This is a genomic window from Clostridium sp. LY3-2 (assembly GCF_024705715.1).
GTDB lineage: Bacteria > Bacillota > Clostridia > Clostridiales > Clostridiaceae > Clostridium.
Window position 1 is genome coordinate 1 of sequence record NZ_JAMDLQ010000060.1, and the last position, 21,259, is coordinate 21,259.

28 protein-coding genes are annotated in these 21,259 nt (G+C 29.4%); all 28 read left to right on the forward strand.

All coding sequences use genetic code 11. The features are described 5' to 3' along the window. On the forward strand, window positions 1-819 hold an 819-nt coding region (locus M4I33_RS15780; protein WP_257917711.1), incomplete at its 5' end, for a PBSX family phage terminase large subunit. Between the two features lie 11 nt (window positions 820-830). Next, window positions 831-2,159 carry a phage portal protein gene (locus M4I33_RS15785; protein WP_257917712.1) on the forward strand — a complete coding sequence of 443 codons (1,329 nt, stop codon included), beginning with the start codon at window positions 831-833 and terminating at the stop codon, window positions 2,157-2,159. Continuing rightward, window positions 2,159-3,631 carry a minor capsid protein gene (locus M4I33_RS15790; RefSeq protein ID WP_257917713.1) on the forward strand — a complete coding sequence of 491 codons (1,473 nt, stop codon included), beginning with the start codon at window positions 2,159-2,161 and terminating at the stop codon, window positions 3,629-3,631. Before M4I33_RS15785 ends, M4I33_RS15790 begins: the two co-directional genes overlap by 1 nt. After that, window positions 3,624-3,887 (forward strand): hypothetical protein, encoded by a 264-nt coding sequence (locus M4I33_RS15795; RefSeq protein WP_257917714.1) that lies wholly within the window; start codon window positions 3,624-3,626, stop codon window positions 3,885-3,887. The genes M4I33_RS15790 and M4I33_RS15795 overlap by 8 nt, the downstream gene beginning before the upstream one ends. Before the next feature lie 18 nt (window positions 3,888-3,905). Continuing rightward, window positions 3,906-4,166: a hypothetical protein gene (locus tag M4I33_RS15800; RefSeq protein ID WP_257917715.1), complete on the forward strand. Its 261-nt coding sequence runs from the start codon at window positions 3,906-3,908 to the stop codon at window positions 4,164-4,166. A 69-nt stretch (window positions 4,167-4,235) separates the two neighbouring features. Next, window positions 4,236-4,403, forward strand: a complete 168-nt coding sequence (locus M4I33_RS15805) for a CPCC family cysteine-rich protein (RefSeq protein ID WP_257917716.1) — start codon at window positions 4,236-4,238, stop codon at window positions 4,401-4,403. 120 nt (window positions 4,404-4,523) lie between these two features. Continuing rightward, the gene (locus M4I33_RS15810; RefSeq protein WP_257917717.1) at window positions 4,524-5,150 is read left to right on the forward strand and encodes a DUF4355 domain-containing protein; all 627 of its coding nucleotides are present in this window, start codon (window positions 4,524-4,526) and stop codon (window positions 5,148-5,150) included. Window positions 5,151-5,176: 26 nt separating this feature from the next. Continuing rightward, window positions 5,177-5,512 carry a hypothetical protein gene (locus tag M4I33_RS15815; RefSeq protein WP_257917718.1) on the forward strand — a complete coding sequence of 112 codons (336 nt, stop codon included), beginning with the start codon at window positions 5,177-5,179 and terminating at the stop codon, window positions 5,510-5,512. Between the two features lie 18 nt (window positions 5,513-5,530). Next, the gene (locus M4I33_RS15820) at window positions 5,531-6,646 is read left to right on the forward strand and encodes a major capsid protein (protein WP_257917719.1); all 1,116 of its coding nucleotides are present in this window, start codon (window positions 5,531-5,533) and stop codon (window positions 6,644-6,646) included. Window positions 6,647-6,691: 45 nt separating this feature from the next. Next, window positions 6,692-7,030, forward strand: a complete 339-nt coding sequence (locus M4I33_RS15825) for a hypothetical protein (protein WP_257917720.1) — start codon at window positions 6,692-6,694, stop codon at window positions 7,028-7,030. A 93-nt stretch (window positions 7,031-7,123) separates the two neighbouring features. Next, on the forward strand, window positions 7,124-7,354 hold the full coding sequence (locus M4I33_RS15830) for a hypothetical protein (RefSeq protein ID WP_257917721.1): 231 nt from the start codon (window positions 7,124-7,126) through the stop codon (window positions 7,352-7,354). After that, the gene (locus M4I33_RS15835; protein WP_257917722.1) at window positions 7,344-7,664 is read left to right on the forward strand and encodes an HK97 gp10 family phage protein; all 321 of its coding nucleotides are present in this window, start codon (window positions 7,344-7,346) and stop codon (window positions 7,662-7,664) included. The genes M4I33_RS15830 and M4I33_RS15835 overlap by 11 nt, the downstream gene beginning before the upstream one ends. Continuing rightward, complete coding sequence (locus M4I33_RS15840) at window positions 7,665-8,015, forward strand: hypothetical protein (protein WP_257917723.1); 351 nt, start codon at window positions 7,665-7,667, stop codon at window positions 8,013-8,015. A 17-nt stretch (window positions 8,016-8,032) separates the two neighbouring features. Beyond that, entirely contained in the window at window positions 8,033-8,593 is a 561-nt protein-coding gene (locus M4I33_RS15845; RefSeq protein WP_257917724.1) for a hypothetical protein, read from the forward strand. 24 nt (window positions 8,594-8,617) lie between these two features. Next, window positions 8,618-9,160: a hypothetical protein gene (locus tag M4I33_RS15850; protein ID WP_257917725.1), complete on the forward strand. Its 543-nt coding sequence runs from the start codon at window positions 8,618-8,620 to the stop codon at window positions 9,158-9,160. Between the two features lie 35 nt (window positions 9,161-9,195). Then, the gene (locus tag M4I33_RS15855; protein ID WP_257917726.1) at window positions 9,196-9,510 is read left to right on the forward strand and encodes a hypothetical protein; all 315 of its coding nucleotides are present in this window, start codon (window positions 9,196-9,198) and stop codon (window positions 9,508-9,510) included. After that, complete coding sequence (locus tag M4I33_RS15860) at window positions 9,507-11,525, forward strand: hypothetical protein (protein WP_257917727.1); 2,019 nt, start codon at window positions 9,507-9,509, stop codon at window positions 11,523-11,525. Before M4I33_RS15855 ends, M4I33_RS15860 begins: the two co-directional genes overlap by 4 nt. Before the next feature lie 10 nt (window positions 11,526-11,535). Beyond that, window positions 11,536-12,258, forward strand: a complete 723-nt coding sequence (locus M4I33_RS15865; protein WP_257917728.1) for a distal tail protein Dit — start codon at window positions 11,536-11,538, stop codon at window positions 12,256-12,258. 15 nt (window positions 12,259-12,273) lie between these two features. Continuing rightward, on the forward strand, window positions 12,274-15,246 hold the full coding sequence (locus M4I33_RS15870) for a phage tail spike protein (RefSeq protein WP_257917729.1): 2,973 nt from the start codon (window positions 12,274-12,276) through the stop codon (window positions 15,244-15,246). Window positions 15,247-15,267: 21 nt separating this feature from the next. Next, window positions 15,268-16,584 carry a phage baseplate upper protein gene (locus M4I33_RS15875; protein ID WP_257917730.1) on the forward strand — a complete coding sequence of 439 codons (1,317 nt, stop codon included), beginning with the start codon at window positions 15,268-15,270 and terminating at the stop codon, window positions 16,582-16,584. A gap of 18 nt (window positions 16,585-16,602) precedes the next feature. Further along, window positions 16,603-17,013: a hypothetical protein gene (locus M4I33_RS15880; RefSeq protein WP_257917731.1), complete on the forward strand. Its 411-nt coding sequence runs from the start codon at window positions 16,603-16,605 to the stop codon at window positions 17,011-17,013. 1 nt (window position 17,014) lies between these two features. After that, window positions 17,015-17,152 carry an XkdX family protein gene (locus tag M4I33_RS15885; RefSeq protein WP_257917732.1) on the forward strand — a complete coding sequence of 46 codons (138 nt, stop codon included), beginning with the start codon at window positions 17,015-17,017 and terminating at the stop codon, window positions 17,150-17,152. 15 nt (window positions 17,153-17,167) lie between these two features. Then, entirely contained in the window at window positions 17,168-17,395 is a 228-nt protein-coding gene (locus M4I33_RS15890; protein ID WP_257917733.1) for a BhlA/UviB family holin-like peptide, read from the forward strand. Between the two features lie 24 nt (window positions 17,396-17,419). Then, a complete protein-coding gene (locus M4I33_RS15895; RefSeq protein ID WP_257917734.1) occupies window positions 17,420-17,614 on the forward strand; it encodes a hypothetical protein in 195 nt (64 codons plus the stop codon). Window positions 17,615-17,661: 47 nt separating this feature from the next. Next, window positions 17,662-19,281, forward strand: a complete 1,620-nt coding sequence (locus M4I33_RS15900; protein WP_257917735.1) for a phage baseplate upper protein — start codon at window positions 17,662-17,664, stop codon at window positions 19,279-19,281. Window positions 19,282-19,290: 9 nt separating this feature from the next. Then, window positions 19,291-19,617, forward strand: a complete 327-nt coding sequence (locus M4I33_RS15905; protein ID WP_257917736.1) for a hypothetical protein — start codon at window positions 19,291-19,293, stop codon at window positions 19,615-19,617. Further along, window positions 19,614-20,528 carry a GH25 family lysozyme gene (locus M4I33_RS15910; RefSeq protein WP_257917737.1) on the forward strand — a complete coding sequence of 305 codons (915 nt, stop codon included), beginning with the start codon at window positions 19,614-19,616 and terminating at the stop codon, window positions 20,526-20,528. Before M4I33_RS15905 ends, M4I33_RS15910 begins: the two co-directional genes overlap by 4 nt. 99 nt (window positions 20,529-20,627) lie before the next feature. Beyond that, window positions 20,628-21,259: ComEC/Rec2 family competence protein (locus M4I33_RS15915; RefSeq protein WP_257917738.1), on the forward strand; the 632-nt coding region annotated here is incomplete at its 3' end.

Consider the following 21,259-nt stretch of genomic DNA (forward strand, 5'->3'; position numbering starts at 1 on the left):
AGTCAAAATGGATTATTACAAATTCATTGTATGTTTAACCCTGTATCAAAAGCGAATTGGGTTTATAAAAGATGGTTTAAAGATGGATTCGATAAAGAAGATACTGTAGTTTTACATACTACATACGAGGATAATGAATTCCTTCCACAAAGCTATGTAGATGCGCTTCTAAAAATGAGAAAAACTAATCCAGTATATTTCAAAATATATGCGTTAGGAGAGTTTGCAACACTTGATAAGCTAGTATATACGAATTGGGTTGAAGAGGTATTTGAGTATAAAGAGATACTTAAGACTAATAAAAATGCTAAAGCAATATTCGGCTTAGATTTTGGGTATACAAATGATCCAACTGCATTTATAGCAGCAGTAATTGATGAAGTGGAAAAAGAAATATGGATATTTGATGAGTTTCAAATGAAGGGCTTAACAAATAAAGATATAGCTGAGAAAGTAATTGAAATGGGCTATAGAAAAGAAATAATTACATGTGATAGTGCAGAGCCTAAATCAATTGATGAATTAAAACTAAATGGACTAGATAGAGTAAGGCCAGCAATAAAGGGTAAGGATAGCATATTAAATGGAATCCAGGTAATACAACAATATAGGGTACATGTATTATATAGCTGCACTTACGTAATAGAGGAATTAAAAAATTATACTTGGATAAAAGATAAAGCAACAGGTGAGTACATCAACAAGCCTATTGATAAGTATAATCATGGATTAGATGCATTTAGATATGCAGTAAATACGGAATTAAAAGGTGCTTTGGCAGTTGTAACTATATTAGATAGAAGATTATTAGGCATATAGGAGGTGATTAGATGAATGAGGAATTAATACAAATGATTTTAAACGGTGATGAAAGTTTAAATTTAAGTAATCCAGAGCATATGGAGTTAGTTAAAAAGAGTCAAAGTTTATTTAATTCAATTAAGAGTAAATATGAAAAAATGTATGATTACTATAAGGGAAAAACCGATGCATTAAATAATTATCAATTTATAACAGAAAGAAGAAATAATAAAATAAATCTTAACTACATAAAAAAATTCGTTAAAGAAGAAGTTTCTTATAGTGTGGGAAAAGATTTAGCTTATGAATCAAACACAGGGAATGTAAGTGAAATAAAAGATGTTAATTACACTATAAATCATTGGAATTCAAATCATAATATTGATTTGATGAAGTATATGCTTATTTTTTCAGAGGTGTACGAGCTTTATTATATAGATAAAGAAAAAAGGTTATGTTCTAAGATAATAAAACCAATAGAAGGCTTTGGTCTGAGTAATGAATTTGGAGATATAGTGTTATTTATGCATGTGTATAAATCAAAGTTTACTGATAAAGAATTTATGGACATTTATTCAAAGGAATTTATATGGAAATTAAATGATAAGTATGAAATTATATCAGGACCAGTAAAACATATATTTGGTAGAGTTCCAGTAACACATGGAGTTCTGTCATATGAAAAAGAAGATGATACTATTTACTCTGATATAAAAGGCTTACAAGATGCTTTTGAAACTAATTTATCTGACATATCTAATGAGATTAGTGACTTTAGAAATGCATATCTTAAGTTTTTGAATTCTCAGATAGATGAAGAGGCAGTTAAGCAAATGAAAAAGCTAGGGATATTACAATTTCCTAATGAAAAAGGAAACGCTGAATGGCTAATTAAAAACATAAATGATACATTTATTCAAAATACTCTTAACACGTATGAAGATAAAATGTATCAGTTAGCATGTCATATAAATGCTAATGAAAAAATGCAAAGTAATACTTCAAGCCTAGCTTTAAGGGCCAGATTGAATGCAATGGAAAATAAATGTACTTTAAATACTAATGCTCATAAGGATATAGTTAAAAAGAGGGTAGAGTTTATTTGCAAGTATTTGAATATATATGGCAAAGAATACGATTCAAAAGATATCAATATAAAGTACACGCCTAATATACCGCAAGATGACTTAATGATGGCGCAAATTTTATCGCAAGTACCAGAAGGTACAATAAGCAAAGAAACAGGAAGAAGTCAGTTCAGCTTTATACCAAATGCAATTGTTGAAAATGAACGAGTTAATAAAGAACAAAGCAAAGAAGAGATTGAAACAGGTTCATTATCTAAGGTGTTTAATTAATGCATGATGAGATAAATATTAAGGGATTTTCTAAATTAGATGAGAATCAAAAGTTCTATGTTAAAAACTTTATTAAGTTAGTTTCGGAATTGCATAAAAAAGGTGACAGCATAATTTCAGAATTAGATAATTTTCAAGGTCAAAATGAAGATGAGTTATTAAAACACATTGCAACAATAATGCTTAAATTTAATATTAAGGAAGAATCGATAGAACTCACAAATGCGCAACAAAAAGAAATAAAGAAATACTTATTTAAAGTGATAGATGATGCATTTATAGATGAATATAACAAAGAAAAAGCAAATGTATCCAAACAACTTAAAGAAAATATTATTGATCAATACAATATAAATAATTTTTTATTATCTTTTGGGTTAGATTTCAACTTAAAGAAAATATCTGATTTTGATTTAGATAGGATATTAAATGAAAAAATCAAAGGTGAAAACTATAGCGATAGAATTTGGAATAACAAAAACGAAGTAGCTCAGAAAGTTAAAGTTATAATAAAAAAATTTCTTAATGGTGAAATTAGTTGCAATAAAATTGAGAAAGAAATAAGAGAACGATATAAAGTAAACAAATCAATATCAAGTAGGCTAATTAGAAATGAAATCACTAGAGTTCAAACTGAATCTAATGAGCAGTTCTTTAAAGATAATGATGGTGAGTATTTATTATACAGTGCAACCTTAGATTTACATACATGTGACAAGTGTAAAAGTTATGATGGCAAGGTTTATAGGGTTGATGAAGAAAGACCACAATTACCCTTGCATGTAAATGATAGGTGTATGTATATTTTATTGCCTAATAAAGATTTTAGGCCATCAAATCGGCTAGATAATATAACTAAGAAGAATGTTAGTTATAAAGATTATATACAATGGTATGAAGAGAAAGAGAAACAACTAGGTAAAGATAGTTTAAAAGCAGAAGAACTTAGAATCAAAAATAAAGGGATAGATAGAAGTCAGTTTAATAATTATAAAAATGTCCTTGGTTCAAAAAATCTCCCTAAATCATTGAAAGGCTTTCAAAAACTGAAGTATAATAATATAGATGAATGGAATTTACTAAAAGACTACAAAAGATCACGAAGTAGTAATATGATTTCAGCATTTACTTCTTTTGATGATTATAAAGAATTTAAAAGAAGAATAGAAAAAGAATTGGTTGGATTAACTACATCAAATGGGATAGAGATTAAATCACAGAGTAAGCATTTCATTGAGAGAGTTATTGGAACTTCATTTGATCCTGAAAAGAAGAAACCTAGAGATGGTGTTGATTTGAGTGTTATAGAAGAAACTTTAAAAAGACCTCTAAAAGTAAAAGAAGAACCTAAAAAAAATAGTCATAAGTTTATTAGTGATAGAGTAACTGTAACTATAAATCCATATACGGGTAATTTAATACAATGTAATCCAACTGACGCTGATTTAGTAAGGAGATTGAAAAATGTATAAAATAAAGTTAAATATAGAAATATACAATTATTTAATTAATATTTTAGATGGAAAACTTAAAAATAAAATAAAAGATGAAGTATATGCAAAAGATAATGTTTATTTTAATATAGATGTAGATACAAAGTTAGATATAATGGAATATGCTGAGGATAAACAATTAGAAATTGGATTTGTTAATGAAGATTATTTAAATGAAGATGGTAAAAAACTTCAAATAATATATGATGAACTATATTATCAAACTAATCCTTAAAGATAAAGGAGCAAATATATGATAAAATTCAAATTAATTAATGACTTATTCGATTTGTTAATAGCTATTCCAGATATAAATAATTATATTTCAAATAATTCAAAAAATTATTTGTATACAACTTTTGAAATAAAAAGAGCCGATTTTAGAGAAGTTCAACTTCTTATAAATGATGAAATTGTGCTTAATGGTATGGATAATCAAGATACTGTAAACAAATTAGGTATAAAGCTATACAAACTATATGATGAACTGGTATATCAAAAAAACAAACTTTAAACCGGAAAAAGCTATAGAATATTGGAAGGAACAACAAGATATTTTTAAAAATAAGGAGGACTAGAGGATATGAAATGTCCTGTTTGCGGTCATGAAGTTGATATGTTTGATATTTGCGATAATTGTAACTATCAAAATAGCGGTTCAAATGAAAGATTAAACGGCCCAGCGGGACCAAATAAAATGACACTGAAAGAAGCTAAAGAAGCATATAAAAACGGTGAAAAGATAAGTTAAAGCACTTACTAAGTTAATAGTAGGTGCTTTTGTTTTGCCCTGGGATATGGCGTAAAACTATCTCAGAATAATATAAGTTTCTAGTTCATAGGAGTTAGAGGTTTAGGAGGAATTATAAAAATGAAAAAATCAGAATTACTACAATTAATAGAAAATATTGAAGATGAAGGTTCAGTTGATGAAGTTTTATCTAAAAGTGATTTAGCCAAATTACTTACTAAAAATAGTTTAACGTTAGATGCATTTAAAGAGAAAATGAAAGATAAAGATTTTAAAGCGTTCATAGATAGCTTAAATGATAAGCACTTTGAAAAAGCTTTGAAAACGTGGAAAGACAATAATTTAGAAAAAGAATTAGAACCATTTATTCAGGAAAAGTACCCAGAGTTAGTAACTGATCCTGTTCAAAAAGAAATAGCAGCACTAAAAAAACAATTAGAAGATGAGAAAAAAGCTAATTCAAAAAAAGATTTACTTACTGAGGCTATTAAATATGCAACTGAAAAGAAAATACCAACTACACTAGTAGAAAGATTCTTAGATGAGGATATAGAAAAAACAAAGGCAAATTTAGATACTTTTGTTGAATCAATAAATCCTTGGGTAGATGAGAAAGTAAATGAAAGAGTTGGTGCTGGTTCTTGGGTTCCAGGAGATAGTGGTGAAGGAAGTAAGCTAAGTATTGGTGAAGAAATGGCTCAGGCTAAAAATGGAACTACTGTAGAAGGACCTAACCCTTGGGCTTAATAATAAAAGAAAAGGAGGAATTGAATATGTATTTCAATTCAAAGACAAAAACATTTGATAATGGCATAGAAATAATGGCGACTTACGACAATAGAGTTGCTTTTACAGGAACAGTATCCGATAAGGAAATTACTCCAAATGAGGAAGGCAAAAAAATTGTATCCAAAGGATCTTTAGTAGATTCAGAGGGAATTGTTAAAAATGATAATACTGTCGTGGCAATTTTAGCTGAGGAAGTAGATGTAACTAATGGACCTCAACCTGGATCATTTATAGAAGAGGGATATATTATAAAAGATAGACTTACAATTACTCCAAGTGTAGAAGCTATTGCAGCATTAAAGAAAATAACTTTTAAATAGAAAGAAGGAAAAAATGATATGGCAAGAATAGATGAATTGTTCAATACTAAAGAGTTATTAAATTATTATAAGGCAAGAAAAGAAAATCCTTTATTAGGTGATACTTTATTCCCAAGCAAAAAGATCCAGGATATAAAGTTTGAAATGTTAACAGGAAAAGGTGGTTTACCAGTTTCAGCTAGTATACATGCATTTGATACAGCAACTCAACTTGCGAGCAGAGAAGTATTACAAAAAGGTGCAGGAAAACTAGCATTAATTAAAAGAAGAATTGCAATTGGTGAAGAAGAATTAATTGCAATAAATAATCCACGTACAGATGCAGAATTAAAATCAATAGTATCAAAACTATTTGATGATTCAGAAAATATGCTAACTGCAGTTAAAGTTAGAATAGAAGCTATGAGAATGGAACTTTTATCAACTGGTAAAATTGATATTAATGAAAATAACGTAGCTATAACTTTAGATTATAATGTTCCATCAGAGAATAAAAAGGCTTTTGACTGGTCCAATAAAGAAACTGCAAAACCTTTAGCTGATATAGAAGAATTAGCTGATGCTATTGAAGAAACATCAGGAGTAAAACCTAACAGAATGCTAACTTCTAAAAAGATTTTAAATCAAATTTTAGCATGTATATCAGTTAAAAAAGCTATTAATGGAGTTAACTACGATAAGGTTGTAACAAGAGATGAATTAAATACACTTTTAGAGTCTATGGAACTTCCTAAAATAGCAACTTACAATGCTAAATATAAAATTCAGCTTAATAACGGAAAGTATGAAACAAAAAGGTATTTTAAAGAAGATGTAGTATCTATGTTCTCAGAAGGAACATTAGGACAGACTATATATGGACTAACTGCTGAGGAAATTGAATTAATTGGCGATAAAAAAATGGATGTCGCTAAAATGGTTGATAACATTTTTGTAGGAGTTGAAAAAGAAGGAGATCCAGTTCGTAGATTTACTAAAGCAGCTGCTACAGCTCTACCTACTTTAGAAAATCCTAGTGAATTAGGTATCGCAACAATAAATTTAGGTAGTGTAAAGGCTCAAAATTTAGTACAAGAAGCAAATGAAAAAGTTGAGGGAGAAACTAAAACTGACGGAAATGTAGAGAAAAAATAGAATTTAAGGGGTGCACAATGCACTCTTTATTTGTGAGGTGACTTTATGGAGGAAATTATTAAAGAAATTTTACTTGAGGTGCCTGGTGAGGATGATAATAAAGTACAAAGATTAATAAATAAATCTATTGTACAAATAAGATTATATTTAAATAAAAATTTTTCAAATGAGTATATAGTGAAGTCATTCAAATATGCTATTGAACAAATAGTAATAGATACACTTATCTATCAAAAAACTGATCAATATAAAAGTAATATATCTAAAATTCAACAAGGTGCTAGAAGTATAGAATATAAATCATTATCGGAGAATGGAAGAGTTATTTTTTCAGAAGAAGTTAAGTCAATGTTGCCTACACCTTATGTAACGCTGATGGGATAAGTTATGGATTGTTTTTATAATAAACAAGCAATTATTCTTAAGGAAATACCAGAGAAGAATGAAATAGGTCAGTTAATTAAGAAATATAAGAAATTGCAATCAATTAAATGTGATATTCAACCTATAGATGAAAGAGCGTATAAATATACGTGGGGATATGACATTAAATCTACTATGCAGATTTTTTGTAATGAACATTTAAAAGTTAATTCGAAATTGATTATTTTAAATACAGTTTATCAAGTTGAAAAGATTGTTCCATGGGATGACTATAGTATTTATGCTTTATTTGAAGTAGATGTAGAGGTGGAAAATGGGAATTGAAGTAGAAAATAATTTTGAAGAATATCTAAAAAATATAATCAAAATTACTAATGAGGCAGCGAATGAAATAAAGATTACAGAGTTAGCTGAAATGCAATCTAATACACCAGTTAAAACAGGAGCATTAAGACTTAGTGAAACAGCGCATACTGAAATTGTTTCTAATGGAATTAAGGTTACTTGGGGATCACCACTGATATATGCAAAAAAAGTTGAGTTTGAAGATAAAAGTTATATAAGAAGTACACTCAAAAGAGATATGCAGAGAATAGGGAATATATTAAGAAAGAATTTGAAGAGTGGATTATAGATGAGTTTAAATAACATTCAAAAAGAAATATTTTCAATTATCCCAAGTGCTACAGATATAATACCAGTAGATTTTGACTTTATGAATGGATTCGCTATAGGAGTGCAGATCGGAAATTCAATAACAGAAAAAGATTATTGTGAAGAAATTGATTTAGAAATTAAAATAGTTGGTTTAATTCCTACTAAGATGGAATTACAAGATGAAGCTTCTAAAATAGATAAGATAATTAATAACTATGTATTTAAAAACACATTTGCAAGGGTAGTTAGAGAAAATGTCTATTACTCTAGCTTTTATGATGATGAACATTTTAATGTAGTTTTAATGTATACAATAAAGAAATATTAGAAAAGAGGTAAAAATATATGGCTAAAGATGTAGGAAATGCTGTAGACCACAATATTATAGTTAATTATGCAACTTTATATTGGGGAGATTTCAGCACAGTATCAGCAACAGCAGAATTTGTTAAAAGTCTAGACGGAAAAGAATTAGGTGTATCTAAAGAAAAGGTTAGTGTCAGTACAAAACCTAAGATAAGACAGATGAAAAATGCTGCTGATAAAGAATTAGGTTGGCAGTCAATAGATCAATGGGAAGTGAAAGTTACAGCAGATATGCTTGACTTTGATGCACAGTTATTAGATGCATCCTTATTTAAATCTGATGAAACAGGAACAAAATTTGAGGCTATACAAGGAATAATACCAATTACATCATACAAAACACTATTAATTGTTGGTGAAAATGTAAAAGGTGAACCTGTTATAGTTGAGGTTTCAAACACTTATAATAGCGAGGGTTTAAGTTTTGATTGTAAAAATAGAGATGAAGCAGGAATAAAAGTCAATTTTACAGGTGCTTATTCAGGAAAAAAAGAATGTCCAGTTATAGTTCATTCTTTAAGCTCATTAATTAGCAAATAGAGTATGTGAAAGGAGAAAGTACACATGAAACTTGAAGAAGTGAAAGAAAAAGAAGTCCACCTAAATACTTTACAAGGATTAGAATTAATTAATGTTATAAATAAATTAGGATTAAAAGATAAACTAAAAGGTTTAGTGTTAGGGCAAGGAGAGAGCGGAGAAAAAAAGTTAGCATATATGAAATTGCAAAATGATTATATGAACAAGGTAATCGAACTAATAGAAACTAAAATTCCCAAAAAAGAATATGATGAATTAACTTTAGAAGAACAAACAAAAGTTTTAGAATCGGTTATGACAGATGAAGTATCTGAAATGGGAGCAAAAATAAATATATTATCTGAGGAAGTAAATAACTTAGCAGCAAATGAAGGGTTTGAGTTATTTTATACAGCAGTAATAGAAAGGTTTTATAGTAATAAAGAAATTATTTTTAAATTTCTATCATCAATATTTGATGTTAAACCTAAAGAACTTGAAAAACAAGGAATAGCTTCTACAGGAGTTATGATAAAAAAAGTTATGGAATGTAATGATATAAAAGAATTTATAGAAGTTTTTCTATAAGCACTCAACTTGAAGAGGTTGGGTGCAATTTTTTTGTGATTCTTACTAAGTACAATGTGTATGAAGTAGTTAAAAGCATGAACTTACAAGACTGTATTCATTTATTAAAAAGTACAGTAGATCAGTTTTTAAATGATCGTATTTACAGTAGGTATGTACTTGAAAATACAATTAGCACAGTTTTAGGTGGTGAATACACAAGCTTTAAAGATTTTATAAGTGTACATAGCTATAAATCGGAATTAGCTTTACATGATATAGAAATAAAACACAAAAAAGAGGCAAAAAAAATAAGATCTAAGAGGGAAAAGATATTTAATACTATCCTCCAGAAAGGAGGAGTTAAATGAGTGAAGTATTCGTAGCAAGTGGAAGTATAAATATAAAATATAGTCAGGCTATCGATGCATTTAAACAAGTTGATAATGAAGCTAAGAAAACTACCAAAACATTAGATAACACAAGTAAAAAGTCAAAATCATGGAGTGATAAGTTTTCTTCATTTGGGAACAAAATGACGTTAGGTGTTTCAACTCCATTAATTGGTGCTGGTGTAGCTAGTTTTAAATTTGCAAGTGATTTAAATGAAAACATAAATAAAACAGATGTAGTATTTAAAAATAATGCAAACACTGTTATGGATTGGTCAAAGACTTCTTTAGACAAAATGGGGATGTGTCAAAGCTCAGCATTAGAAATGGCGTCTAAGTTTGGAGACATGGGTTCAAGTATGGGATTGAATACTAACCAAACCAAAGATTACTCAATGGGGTTAACTCAACTGGCAGCTGACTTAGCTTCATTTAAAAATATTTCTATCGATAGAGCGAATGATGCATTAACAGGTGTTTATACCGGGGAAACTGAGTCCCTAAAAGGATTAGGTATAGTAATGACTCAAACTAACTTGCAACAATTTGCAGAAAGCCAGGGAATCCATAAAAAAATCCAGGACATGACACAAGCTGAGCAAGTGCAATTAAGGTATAACTATGTAATGTCAAAGACTAAAGATGCTCAAGGTGATTTTGCTAGAACTGGAGATCAAGCAGCTAATGCTGGAAGAACATTTGGTGAAGCAACTAAAGAATTAGGAGCAACTATTGGGAATAACCTATTGCCAATGTTTACGCCTATAATTAATGATGCTAATAACATGATTAAATCATTTACTGGAATGGATAAAGGTACTCAGCAGTTAATAATAAAATTAGGAATGGCAGCTATTGCAATAGGTCCAGTAGCTAAAACTATAGGAACACTAGGTAAATCTGTTAGTAGTACTACAAAGTTTATTAAAAATATGCCAGGGAACGTAAAAAAAGCAACAACATCTATAAGCAATTTTGGAAAAGGTGTAAAGAATGGTACTAACTTTATTGGGAAATTCGGCAAAGGCATAGTAAATTGTGTTAAGGTAATGGGGAAATTCACATTATCAATTATAAAAAATACAGCTATGGCCGTAAAAAATGGTGCTATATGGGTAGCTCAAAAGGTAAAATTATTAGCTTTTAAGACAGCTCAATTAGCAGTTACAGCAGCAACTAAAGCTATGACGATAGCCCAAAAAGCACTTAATTTAGCTATGAGAATGAACCCTATCGGAATTGTAATTACAATACTATTAGCATTAGCGACAACGTTTGTTACATTATATAAAAAATGTGATTGGTTTAGAAATGGAGTAAACAGAGTTTGGGGTGCAATTAAGAATACCTTTAAGAGTTTTAGTAACTTTTTAACAGGCATGTTTACTAGAGATTGGACTAAAAGTTTTGGAGCGTTTGGAAATATAATTAATGCTTTCATGCATAACATAAAAAGTGTTTTTGATAGTGTTAAAAGAATCTTTGGTGGAATTATAGATTTTGTTGCAGGAGTATTTACTGGAGATTGGGGCAGAGCATGGGAAGGCGTTAAAAATATCTTTGGTGGTATTATGGACGGTTTAGGAGCTGTTATTAAAGCACCTTTAAACTGCGTTATTGGACTAATTAATATGGCCATTGATGGAATAAATAGTATAAGCTTTACTACTCCAGATTGGGTGCCTTTTGTTGGAGGAAAACATTTTGGAGCTAATTTAGGACACATAAACTATTTATATACGGGAGCAGTATTTGATGAACCTACTTTACTAGGAAATACAGTTGTAGGGGATAAGTTTAAAGGACAAGGAAGTCAAAGGGAGTATGTTTTACCAGAGCCTTTAATTCGTAAAGTTGTAAGTGAAACAGTTAGAGAAGAAATAAGCAAACTTGCAATAATAATGGACGGAAGGGAAGTAGCTAGATGCATGGCAAAGCATAGAACAGAAATGGATAGTTATAGTAGAAATTTAAACCCTTCATATGGCTATTAAGGAGAAAAACATGAGTATAGATTTAAACACAATAATATTTAACGGATATGATAGTTTAAAAGATTTAGGGGTAGGAGTTACAGCCTATCCTGCAATTCCTTCTACAAATGAGAATTATGAGGAATTTAAAGTAGAAGGTATGGACGGTTCTGTTATTGTAAAAAAGGGTACTTATAACAATAGGCAAATTAAAATATCTTTAATTTTAAAAGAATTTAATGATAATAACTTTTGGGATAAGATGGACTTAATAGAAGAATGGTTAACCAACATAGAAGATAACAGGCTTTTCTATGATAGGCCCGATAAATGTTTTAGAGTAAAAAATGTAACTTTAAATGATATAAAAAGACAGGCTTATTATGGAGAGGGCGAATTTGAAGTATTATTTTTATGTGAGCCATTTAGAACAGATCCAGAAATAACGGAAATAGAAATAACTAATAATTATGAACTTGAATATTTAGGAACAAAGAATACACTACCGTTAATTAAAGTTTATGGAAGTGGAACTATCCAATTTCATTGTAATAAGACAAGTATTCAAATAAAGAACATTAATGGATATATTGAAGTAGATAGTAAATTAAAACAGGTTAGAGATAAAGATGGAATGGGAAAAGATTTAGATACATTTGGAGATTATCCAGTATTTAAAAAAGGAACAAATAAAATAAGTTGGGATGGAAGTGTTACAAAAGTAACGCTTCTTTTTTTAAACAATTATTCATAGAAAGGAGCGAACTTGATGCTTGATGGAATTGTAAGAGTGGCTGTTTTTCCACCTAATACAATTAGAGATATTGTATTACAAAGTAACGGTAAAGTTTTAGATTCTATTTGTACTATGTTAGAGGGGGAAGAAGATTTAGCAGGGAACTTTATAGTAGAAGCAAATTTTATAAATGATAAAAACCTAGTTGAATTTATAAAAAAAGGTTCAATTCTAAAAGTTAGAAATGAGTTTGGAGAAGATGAAATATTTAGAATAACTACTTTAGAATCTGGTACTATGTTAATAAATATTATTGCATTTCAAATAACTATAACTGATACTCAGACACTTTGGTTAAAAGATACCAGACCAACAAATACAAATGGGCAAGGAGCATTAACTAGTTTATATAATGCGGCTGATTCTTTTGGTTTTCCTAAAGAAATATTTGTAGATAGTGACATTACAATTCAAAGCACCGCTTACTATATGAATATGACTTTATATAATGCCCTTTATAACTGTGACCAAAGTTTTATTAATCGTTGGGGTGGAGAAACTTTAAGAAGGCAATATAATTTATCTATAAATAGTAGAATAGGGCAAGACAGAGGACATTGTATAAGAGAGGGCAAGAACCTTACAGGATTTAAAGCTACAGTTAACTTTGATGGATTAGTAACAGTTGCGATAGGTAAAGGATACGAAGGGATTGAAGGACATTATATAGAAAGTCCATTAAAGAATAAATATCCTAGAGCATATATAAAAGAAATTGAATATAGTGATGTTAAAGTAAGAAAACCTTCTGATAATGATTCAGAGGGTTTTAATACTTTAGATGATGCTATAAAAGAATTAGATAAAAGAATCAAAGAAGAATTTTTTAAAAATCATATAGACGAGATAAAGGCAACTTATGATATAAACTTTATTCAACTAGCACAAACGGAAGAATATAAGGAATATTCATATCTCGAAAGATTTGATATAGGTGACACAGTTAGAGTTAAAGTCAACAGTTTAGATATTGAGTTAACTACACGTATAATTAATAAAAAAGTAGATTATTTATCAGCAAGAGTTTTAGAAATGAAACTTTCAAATAATCCAGTTACTATAGAAAATAGTGATTCTAAAATATTATCAGATATAAGAAATACCTTAATAAAAAATAATAATAGTAGTTTAGCTAATTATGTGGATGCCAAATTAAAAGCTGGATTAAAAGGATCATATACAATAGCTAGAGATAATGAATTTTTAGCTATGGATACACAAGATATAAGAACAGCAAAAGTAGTTGCTAGATTAAATAAAAATGGGTTAGGTTTTAGTACTACTGGTTATAACGGAAAGTATACGTATGGATTTACTTTAGATGGTAAAATTAACGCTAGTTTAATACAAACAGGAGTTTTAAGAGCCATTCAGATAGAATCGGATGGCGGTAAAAGTTATTGGAATTTAGATAATGGAGATTTTTGCTTAAATGGTGGTCGTATAATCGGTAAAAACGGAAACTTTGAGATGAACCTGCAAAAAGAAGGAGAACTATCATTTAAGAATAATGGTAAGGAAGCAATTAAAATCCATAATAACTCTATAGATTTATTTAATTGGAGTAATGATAGTGACTATATAGGTTCTTTAATGTCTTTATGTAAAATAATCAATGGTAAATCAGATCCAGAAAAACCTTTGATAGGACTAACTCATGATAATAATAGTTCTATTTCATTAGGATATCAAAAAGATGATGGAACTTACAACTCCTATATAGAGTTTGATAAATATAACATTTTAGGACATGCCGCAAAAGCACCAATGAAAGTGTTCGAGCATATCGAAATGAATGATAACATTATTTATAATCCAAAACTTAAAGCAGATAATGCCCTACAAATATATATTAATGGTGGTTTGATTGCTACTTTTGGAGAAAAAGGTTTGTGGTTAAACGTTCCTATCTTTAATAAAGATGGAAATTTAGCATTTGATCCAATGGCTCCACAAGGAGAAACTGTAGACGGTTCTGACGAACTTAGAAATAAGGTTGTTAATAGTGCTAGAAAACTAATAGGTAAATGGTATGTTTATGGTGGAAATTATCCACCTTTAGGAAAGGACAGCGGAACTGATTGTAGTGGACTAATGCAATGGGCCTATAACGATAATGGTATTAAAATTAGTAGAACTACTTATACTCAAATAAAAGAAGGTTCAGAAGTATCAGAAGGCAATTTAAAGCCAGGAGATTTAGTATTCCCGTCAGATCACCACGTATTTATGTATTCTGGTGAAAGTAATGGTCGTCATATGTGTGTAGAAGCTGCACATACTGGAACACAATTAAGAGAAAGAGCTTTTAGTTGGGGTTCTGGATATAGAGCTAGAAGAATAATAAAAGAAAATAGTTCTGGTGGCGGTGGTTCTGTAGGAGGTTCTGCTGTAAGTAAAGCGAGTGCTAATATTATTTATTATGTAAAAGGTATAGAAGGATTTGGCCCTAACTATTACTATGATGATGTAGGTGTTAGAACTCTAGGGTACGGAATGACAGGCGGTGAATTAAATGGTGTATCAACGCCTTTAAGTGAAGCAAGTGCAACCCACTATTTAACTAAATTTTTTAACAGAGATTATTACGAATCAGTTTTAAGAATAGTTAAAAGTAAAGGTGTAAAAAATCCAAAACAAAGAGAGATAGATGCTTTTGCAAGTTTTGCTTATAACTTAGGTGTACCAGCTTTTTCAGATTCAACTCTACTAAAAAAATATGTTGCAGGTGAACGTGGGGAAGCTATCCACGAGCAATTTAAAAGATGGGTTCACGCTGGAGGAAAAGTTTACGAAGGACTTGTAAGGAGAAGAGAGGAAGAATGGAAAATATTCAGTAATTCAGCCCATGTAGCAGGATATAACGGAAGGCCTTATATAGATATAATAGGCCCACAAAAAGGAACAGTTACAGCAAATGGCGGATACGGAGCTGCACCATATTAATAGAAAGGAAAATTTAAAGATATGAATTTTAATATAGATAAAACGGTTAATATTAATAAAGATGAAATTATAGAAATTCATGCGATAGAACATGATACTAAAACAAGATTTATAACATTTAAATTTTTAGGGCAGAATAGTCCTATTAATTTAGATGGTTGTAAGGTCAGAGTATATGCAATAAATAGTATCTACAATGAAGTATTTAATGATTTAGTTATAATAGATAAACAAAGAGGGATAGCTAAATTAGAATTAACAGATGCTATGCTTAAACCTGGAATAACAGAATATCAAATTAAAATAATGCTTAATTCTGGGGGGCAGTTAAGTTCTAATACAATGAGATTATTTGTTGAGAAAGATTTAATGTCAAATAACTCTTTAGAAGGCTCTAACGAGTACAAAACTTTTGAAGATGCACTAAGTAAAGTAGATAATTTAGATAATTTATTCTTTGAAAAGAGTAAAGATGTATCTATAGCTGCTGGTAAAAGAGTAATCACTTCTAATAATTATGGAATTATGGGTAGGACTAAAGATGGAACTCCAGATTATATGATGTATATGGGTACAGATGATAAAATTAAGATTGGTTATAACAATAGAGGTATAGATATTACTGGGCCAGTAAATTTAGATGGATATACTATAAAAGATAGTGGTACAGGAGATAAAACAAGTTCTATTGCTGTAGTTAAGGCAGACGGAGTTATGGAGGTTGGTAGGTTTATTGATTTTCACTATGATGATGCAGACATAGATAATCATGTCAGATTAGAGTGTACTGGAAAAGATAATCTTTATTTAACAGGTAACTTTAGTGCTAATGGTAATATATTAGCAAGTTGGAATAATAATAAAGCTATATTAGGAATAGGTTCAGAAGATGTTTTTGTATGTAATAATAAATCTCAAAAATATCTGCAATTAAAAAATGATGGGAGATTATGCTATTCTGATAGAAAAATACAACTTGAACCACAAACAGCTCCTTTATGGAGTGGATGCCAGTATATGGGCAATACGCAAATTGCAACCCCTAATAAAAAACTATCTGATTGTCAAAATGGATGGATTTTAGTGTGGTCAGATTATGATTCTGATACTAATACTTCTCATGATTTTAACTGGGCCTATAATTATATTCCTAAGAATTCACCTGCTTTAGGTAAAGATACAAATATGTTTACTGTAGGAAGTAACGAAAATGGTGATATGACAGTTAAAGCTCTAAAGATTTATGATAATAAAATAGAAGGATTTGATCCTACAGGAGATGCAAAAAGTAGCGGTAAATGGCATGATATTGTTTTAAGATATGTACTGGAATACTAAGCAAAGGAGTTAATTTTAATGATATATTATATAAGTATAGAACCTAATACTAATAGAGTTTTAGGTTATTCTTCAAGTAAAAATAATGAAACAGATATTGAAATAGAGGATAGTCTTTTAGATGAAAAATTTTTAAGATGTCCTTTTTTTTATGTCTATAATTTAGAAACTAAAAAATTAATTTATAAAGATGAATTGTACCAAGAACGAAAAAATCAAAAAGAGAATTATAAAAATCCAAATGAAGTTTTAGTAGATGAATTAGTTAAAACTAAGATGGCTTTAATGGCCCAACAGGATATAAATAAAAATATTTTAGAAGAAGCATCTAAAAGTAAAATAGCTGTTATACAGCAACAAGAAATAAATAAAAACTTAATTACAGAGATAGCAAATTTAAAAGTGATTAGTATGAAAGGAAGTAATTAATATGGCATTTTGGCAATTAGCATGGGATTATAAAGCAATAGATGAGGAGCTGTTAAGAAAAGCAGTTAAATGTGAATCCAATCCATATGGTGATATTACACCAGAAGAATTTAAACAAATCTGCAACGTTGAATTTTAGAAAGAAGGTAAAGGCATGGAAAAAGAATTATTAACACAGATAGTTGGTCAAGGTGCTTTTGCAGCTCTTTTTGTATGGTTATTATGGGATACAAGAAAAGAAGCCAGAGATAGAGAAGCAAAACTATACAGTACTATTGATAAAAACCATGAAATAATAAACGATCTAGCAAAAAAGTTCAATGTTGTAGAAGACATTAAAGAAGATGTAGACATAATAAAGGACCATTTATTTAATAATTAGCATAGAATGAAAGGAAGAATAAAAATGAATAAATTAGATTTAATCACAAAATTATTAAGTATAAAGAGGATAATAGCATTTGTTTTAACTATTGTATTTAGTATTTTAGCTATAAAAGGTGAAGTAAAGAGTACAGAGTTTATAACAATTTTTAGTATGGTTATAGCATTTTATTTTGGTCAAAGTATAGGTTCAAAATCAAATGTTGTAAACAAATAAATAAGAAGCACCTGCATAAAAGCAGGTGCAATTAGAGGGATGATATTTTGTTGCAAGAATTATATATAGATTTAAAGGTTGAAAATAAAAGTTATATAAGTATAGTACAGGGAGATAATAATTCAGAAGAATATAAAATTATTGTTTTAGAGGATGGGCATAGGGTAGATTTAACAAATAGGACAGTTAGACTAGCTTTTTGCAATTCACTTAATGACAATGAGGGAGATATAATAAGCAATTTAGAAACTATCAATGCAAAAGAAGGAGAATTATATTTACCTATAACAAGATTATTAAGTAAGGACTACGGTAATTTTGCATGTCAGTTATCTGTATCTGGTCCAGATGAGGTTATAAAGCATAGTCAGTATTTTACACTATCAATTAAAGAAAATTTATTTTTAAAGTTAGGTTCAAGTATACCTAATGATAAATATGAAAAATTAACATCTCTTCTTGATGCTGTAGAAAGATTAGATGAAAGCTTAAAAAATGTTGGGACACTATTACCAAAATTGAAAGAAGAAATTAATGCTGGACAAGAGCTTTTAGATTCATTAGGAGACATTAAAGATCTAGCGGTTATGAAAAAACAAATAGATGCATTAAGTACTAATTTTGATAAATTAAAAGACTTATATATGAGTGGTAAATTATTAAATGATGAGTATTTTAATATTGCGGTTATTCATGAAACTAAAGATAAATTAGATTATATAGAATTTTGGTTATTGATTAATGCTAGATATGATCATGTAACAGGCAGATTTAAAAGAATTAATGTAAATAACTTTAGTTTTGGATGGCAAATGCAAGGGGGAGGAACTTATCCAGGAGAAGAAGGCTATGACAATATAAACCAAGGGATGAATCTGTGGAAAGCAAATGGTAAAAAGGCATATGGAATAAATGATCCAGCAAGAGAACAAACTGGAGAAGATATAGGTGCAGTTCAATCAGATGGTAAATGGAGAACGTTTGGTATTATGCTAGGTTGGAACAATATTTTCATGAATGATTCTTATGGAGGAATGACTATAGGTGGTGCAGGATTTGAAATAGATGGTAATGGTATGTCACCTTTTAAAAGAGTATCATTAGGTAAATTTACAGGTGGTTCTAATAAACCAGGAGCTAAACCACAAGATTATCAGTATTGCTATAACGGTGATACCTGGAATACTCAACATGGTATGTGGAATATGGATGAAAATAAACTAGATAGTTATTTCTGGGGAATGGTATGTCCTGTAGATTGGTATGATATGGGGAACACTTTTAATCCTTATTCTAATAGAGCTAAATTAAGTGAAGCTAAATATGTAATAAGACATCTACCACCTAACGTAAATAGTCATTTAGAGAACTGGGATGATATTTTTGAAATTGATTGTACTACAGGAACAGGAAAAATAAAAGGTAAACAGATAGCAACAACTTTAGTAGTAGATGCTGATATAGTCAATAAAACTGATTTTAATATGAATTATCCAGATGGTTCATGGAATAAAAATAATACTTTAATCTTGGGAGTCAAAGGAATACTAGATGATGGATCAGTAAAGCAATTTGGAAATATTAATGCTACCTATACTGACTATGGAATCTTTGGGTATTTAGGAGCGGGATATAAATCAGCTAAGATAATTTTAACTAAATGTTAGAGGTAAGTTATGTATATTTGTTTAGATTTGAATAAAGAGATTGAAGCGACTGTAGAAAAACAAGATGAAGTTGAGTTTATATTAATAAATAACTTTAAGAGAGTTAATATAAAGGATAGTACAGTAAGGCTTATATTAGTTGATGGAAATAATAATATTAAGTTGATTAACCTTTATAAAGGCGAAGAAGGTTATAAATTTAATATTAAGGAAAGTAATATAGATGAAAAAAACTATCTAGGACAGATAGAAATTAAAACTGATAGCATGTTTAAATATTCAAATAAATTTAAATTAAGTATTAATACTTTAGATAGAAAGAAGGAAACAAGATGATAAGAGGAATAGACGTTAGTGAACATCAGGGAAGAGTAGATTGGGGAAAAGTTAAAGGAAATGTTGATTTTGTAATGCTAAGAGCTGGGTACGGTAAAAATAATATTGATGAACAGTTCTTAAGAAATATCAAAGAATGTAACAGATTAGGAATTAAAGTCGGAGTTTATTGGTTTAGTTATGCTTATACTGTTGAAATGGCAAGACAAGAAGCAAAATATTGTTTAGATGCAATTAAATATTATAAGGTAGAGTACCCAGTTTGCTTTGACTTAGAATATGATACTAAGAATTACGCTGAAAAGAATGGAGTAACATTAACTAAAAGATTAGCTACAGATATGGCGAAAGCTTTTCTTAATGAAGTTGAAAAAGCTAAATACTGGGCTATGAACTATGCAAACCCAGATTTCATAAATAATCAATTTTATCAAAATGAATTAGATAGATACTCATTATGGATTGCATGGTATGGAGCAACAGAATCTAATGCAAAGAAATATGGATGTGAAATGTGGCAATATAGTGAGGGTGGTTCAATTAATGGGATAGGAACAAACTCAGTTGATATGAATTATGATTATAGAAATTTTGGTAAAGCTATTAGAGATAAGGGATTAAATCATTTATCACAAGATACTACTAATAATAATGATGATAAATATGATAAGGGATATTCAGAACATGGAGTATGTACGGTTGCAGTTGATAAATTAAATATAAGAAATAAACCATCATTAAATGGAAAAATTGAAGGATCTTATACTAAAGGCGAAAGTGTATCATATGATTATGTAGTAGATAATGAAGGGTATAGATGGATTAGGTGGATTGGTGCTACTAGTGGCGAATATAGATATATGGCTGTAAGAGATTTAAAAACAGATAAAAGATTGGGATATTGTGAATAATAGTTATTTTAGGGAGTAGGAGAAATCTTGCTCCCTTTATTTTTATTTACAAAATATGTTATTATTATATATGAAATAAATAACATATGGGGGTATGGTATGAAAAGAAAATCAAAAATATTAGCAGGAGTATTAACACTACTATTATTTATTACTTCATCAATTCCAGTTGAAGCAGCACCTAAACAAGATATGAAAATAGAATTTATAAATGTAGGTGCTGGAGATGCTATTTACATCGAAACACCTAGTGGAACCGATATTCTTATTGATGCAGGTTCTATTGGAAATGGTAAAAAGGTTGTTGATCAATTACTGAAACAAGAGAAAAATATGGATTTAGAATATGTAATCTCTACACATCCAGATGCAGATCATATTGGAGGCCTACAAGAAGTTTTTAAAAGAATGAAGGTAAAAAAATTCTATTATCCAAAAGATATTTCATACACTAAAACAAAAACTGCAAAAGCTGTTTTGGATTTAGCTAAAAAAGAAAAGGGCTGTAAAATATATGATACAAAAAGTGGAATGAAAATAAAAAGCGGTGGAGCTATATTAGAATTTATTCATAGCAGTAAAAACTATAGTAGTGATAATGAAGATTCAGTAATGACTTATATAGACTATGGTAATTTAGAAGTGTTATTAACAGGTGATGCAGAAAAAGGAGCAGAAAAAGCTGGTAAAAAATATAATGTTGATGTTGTACAAGCACCACATCATGGATC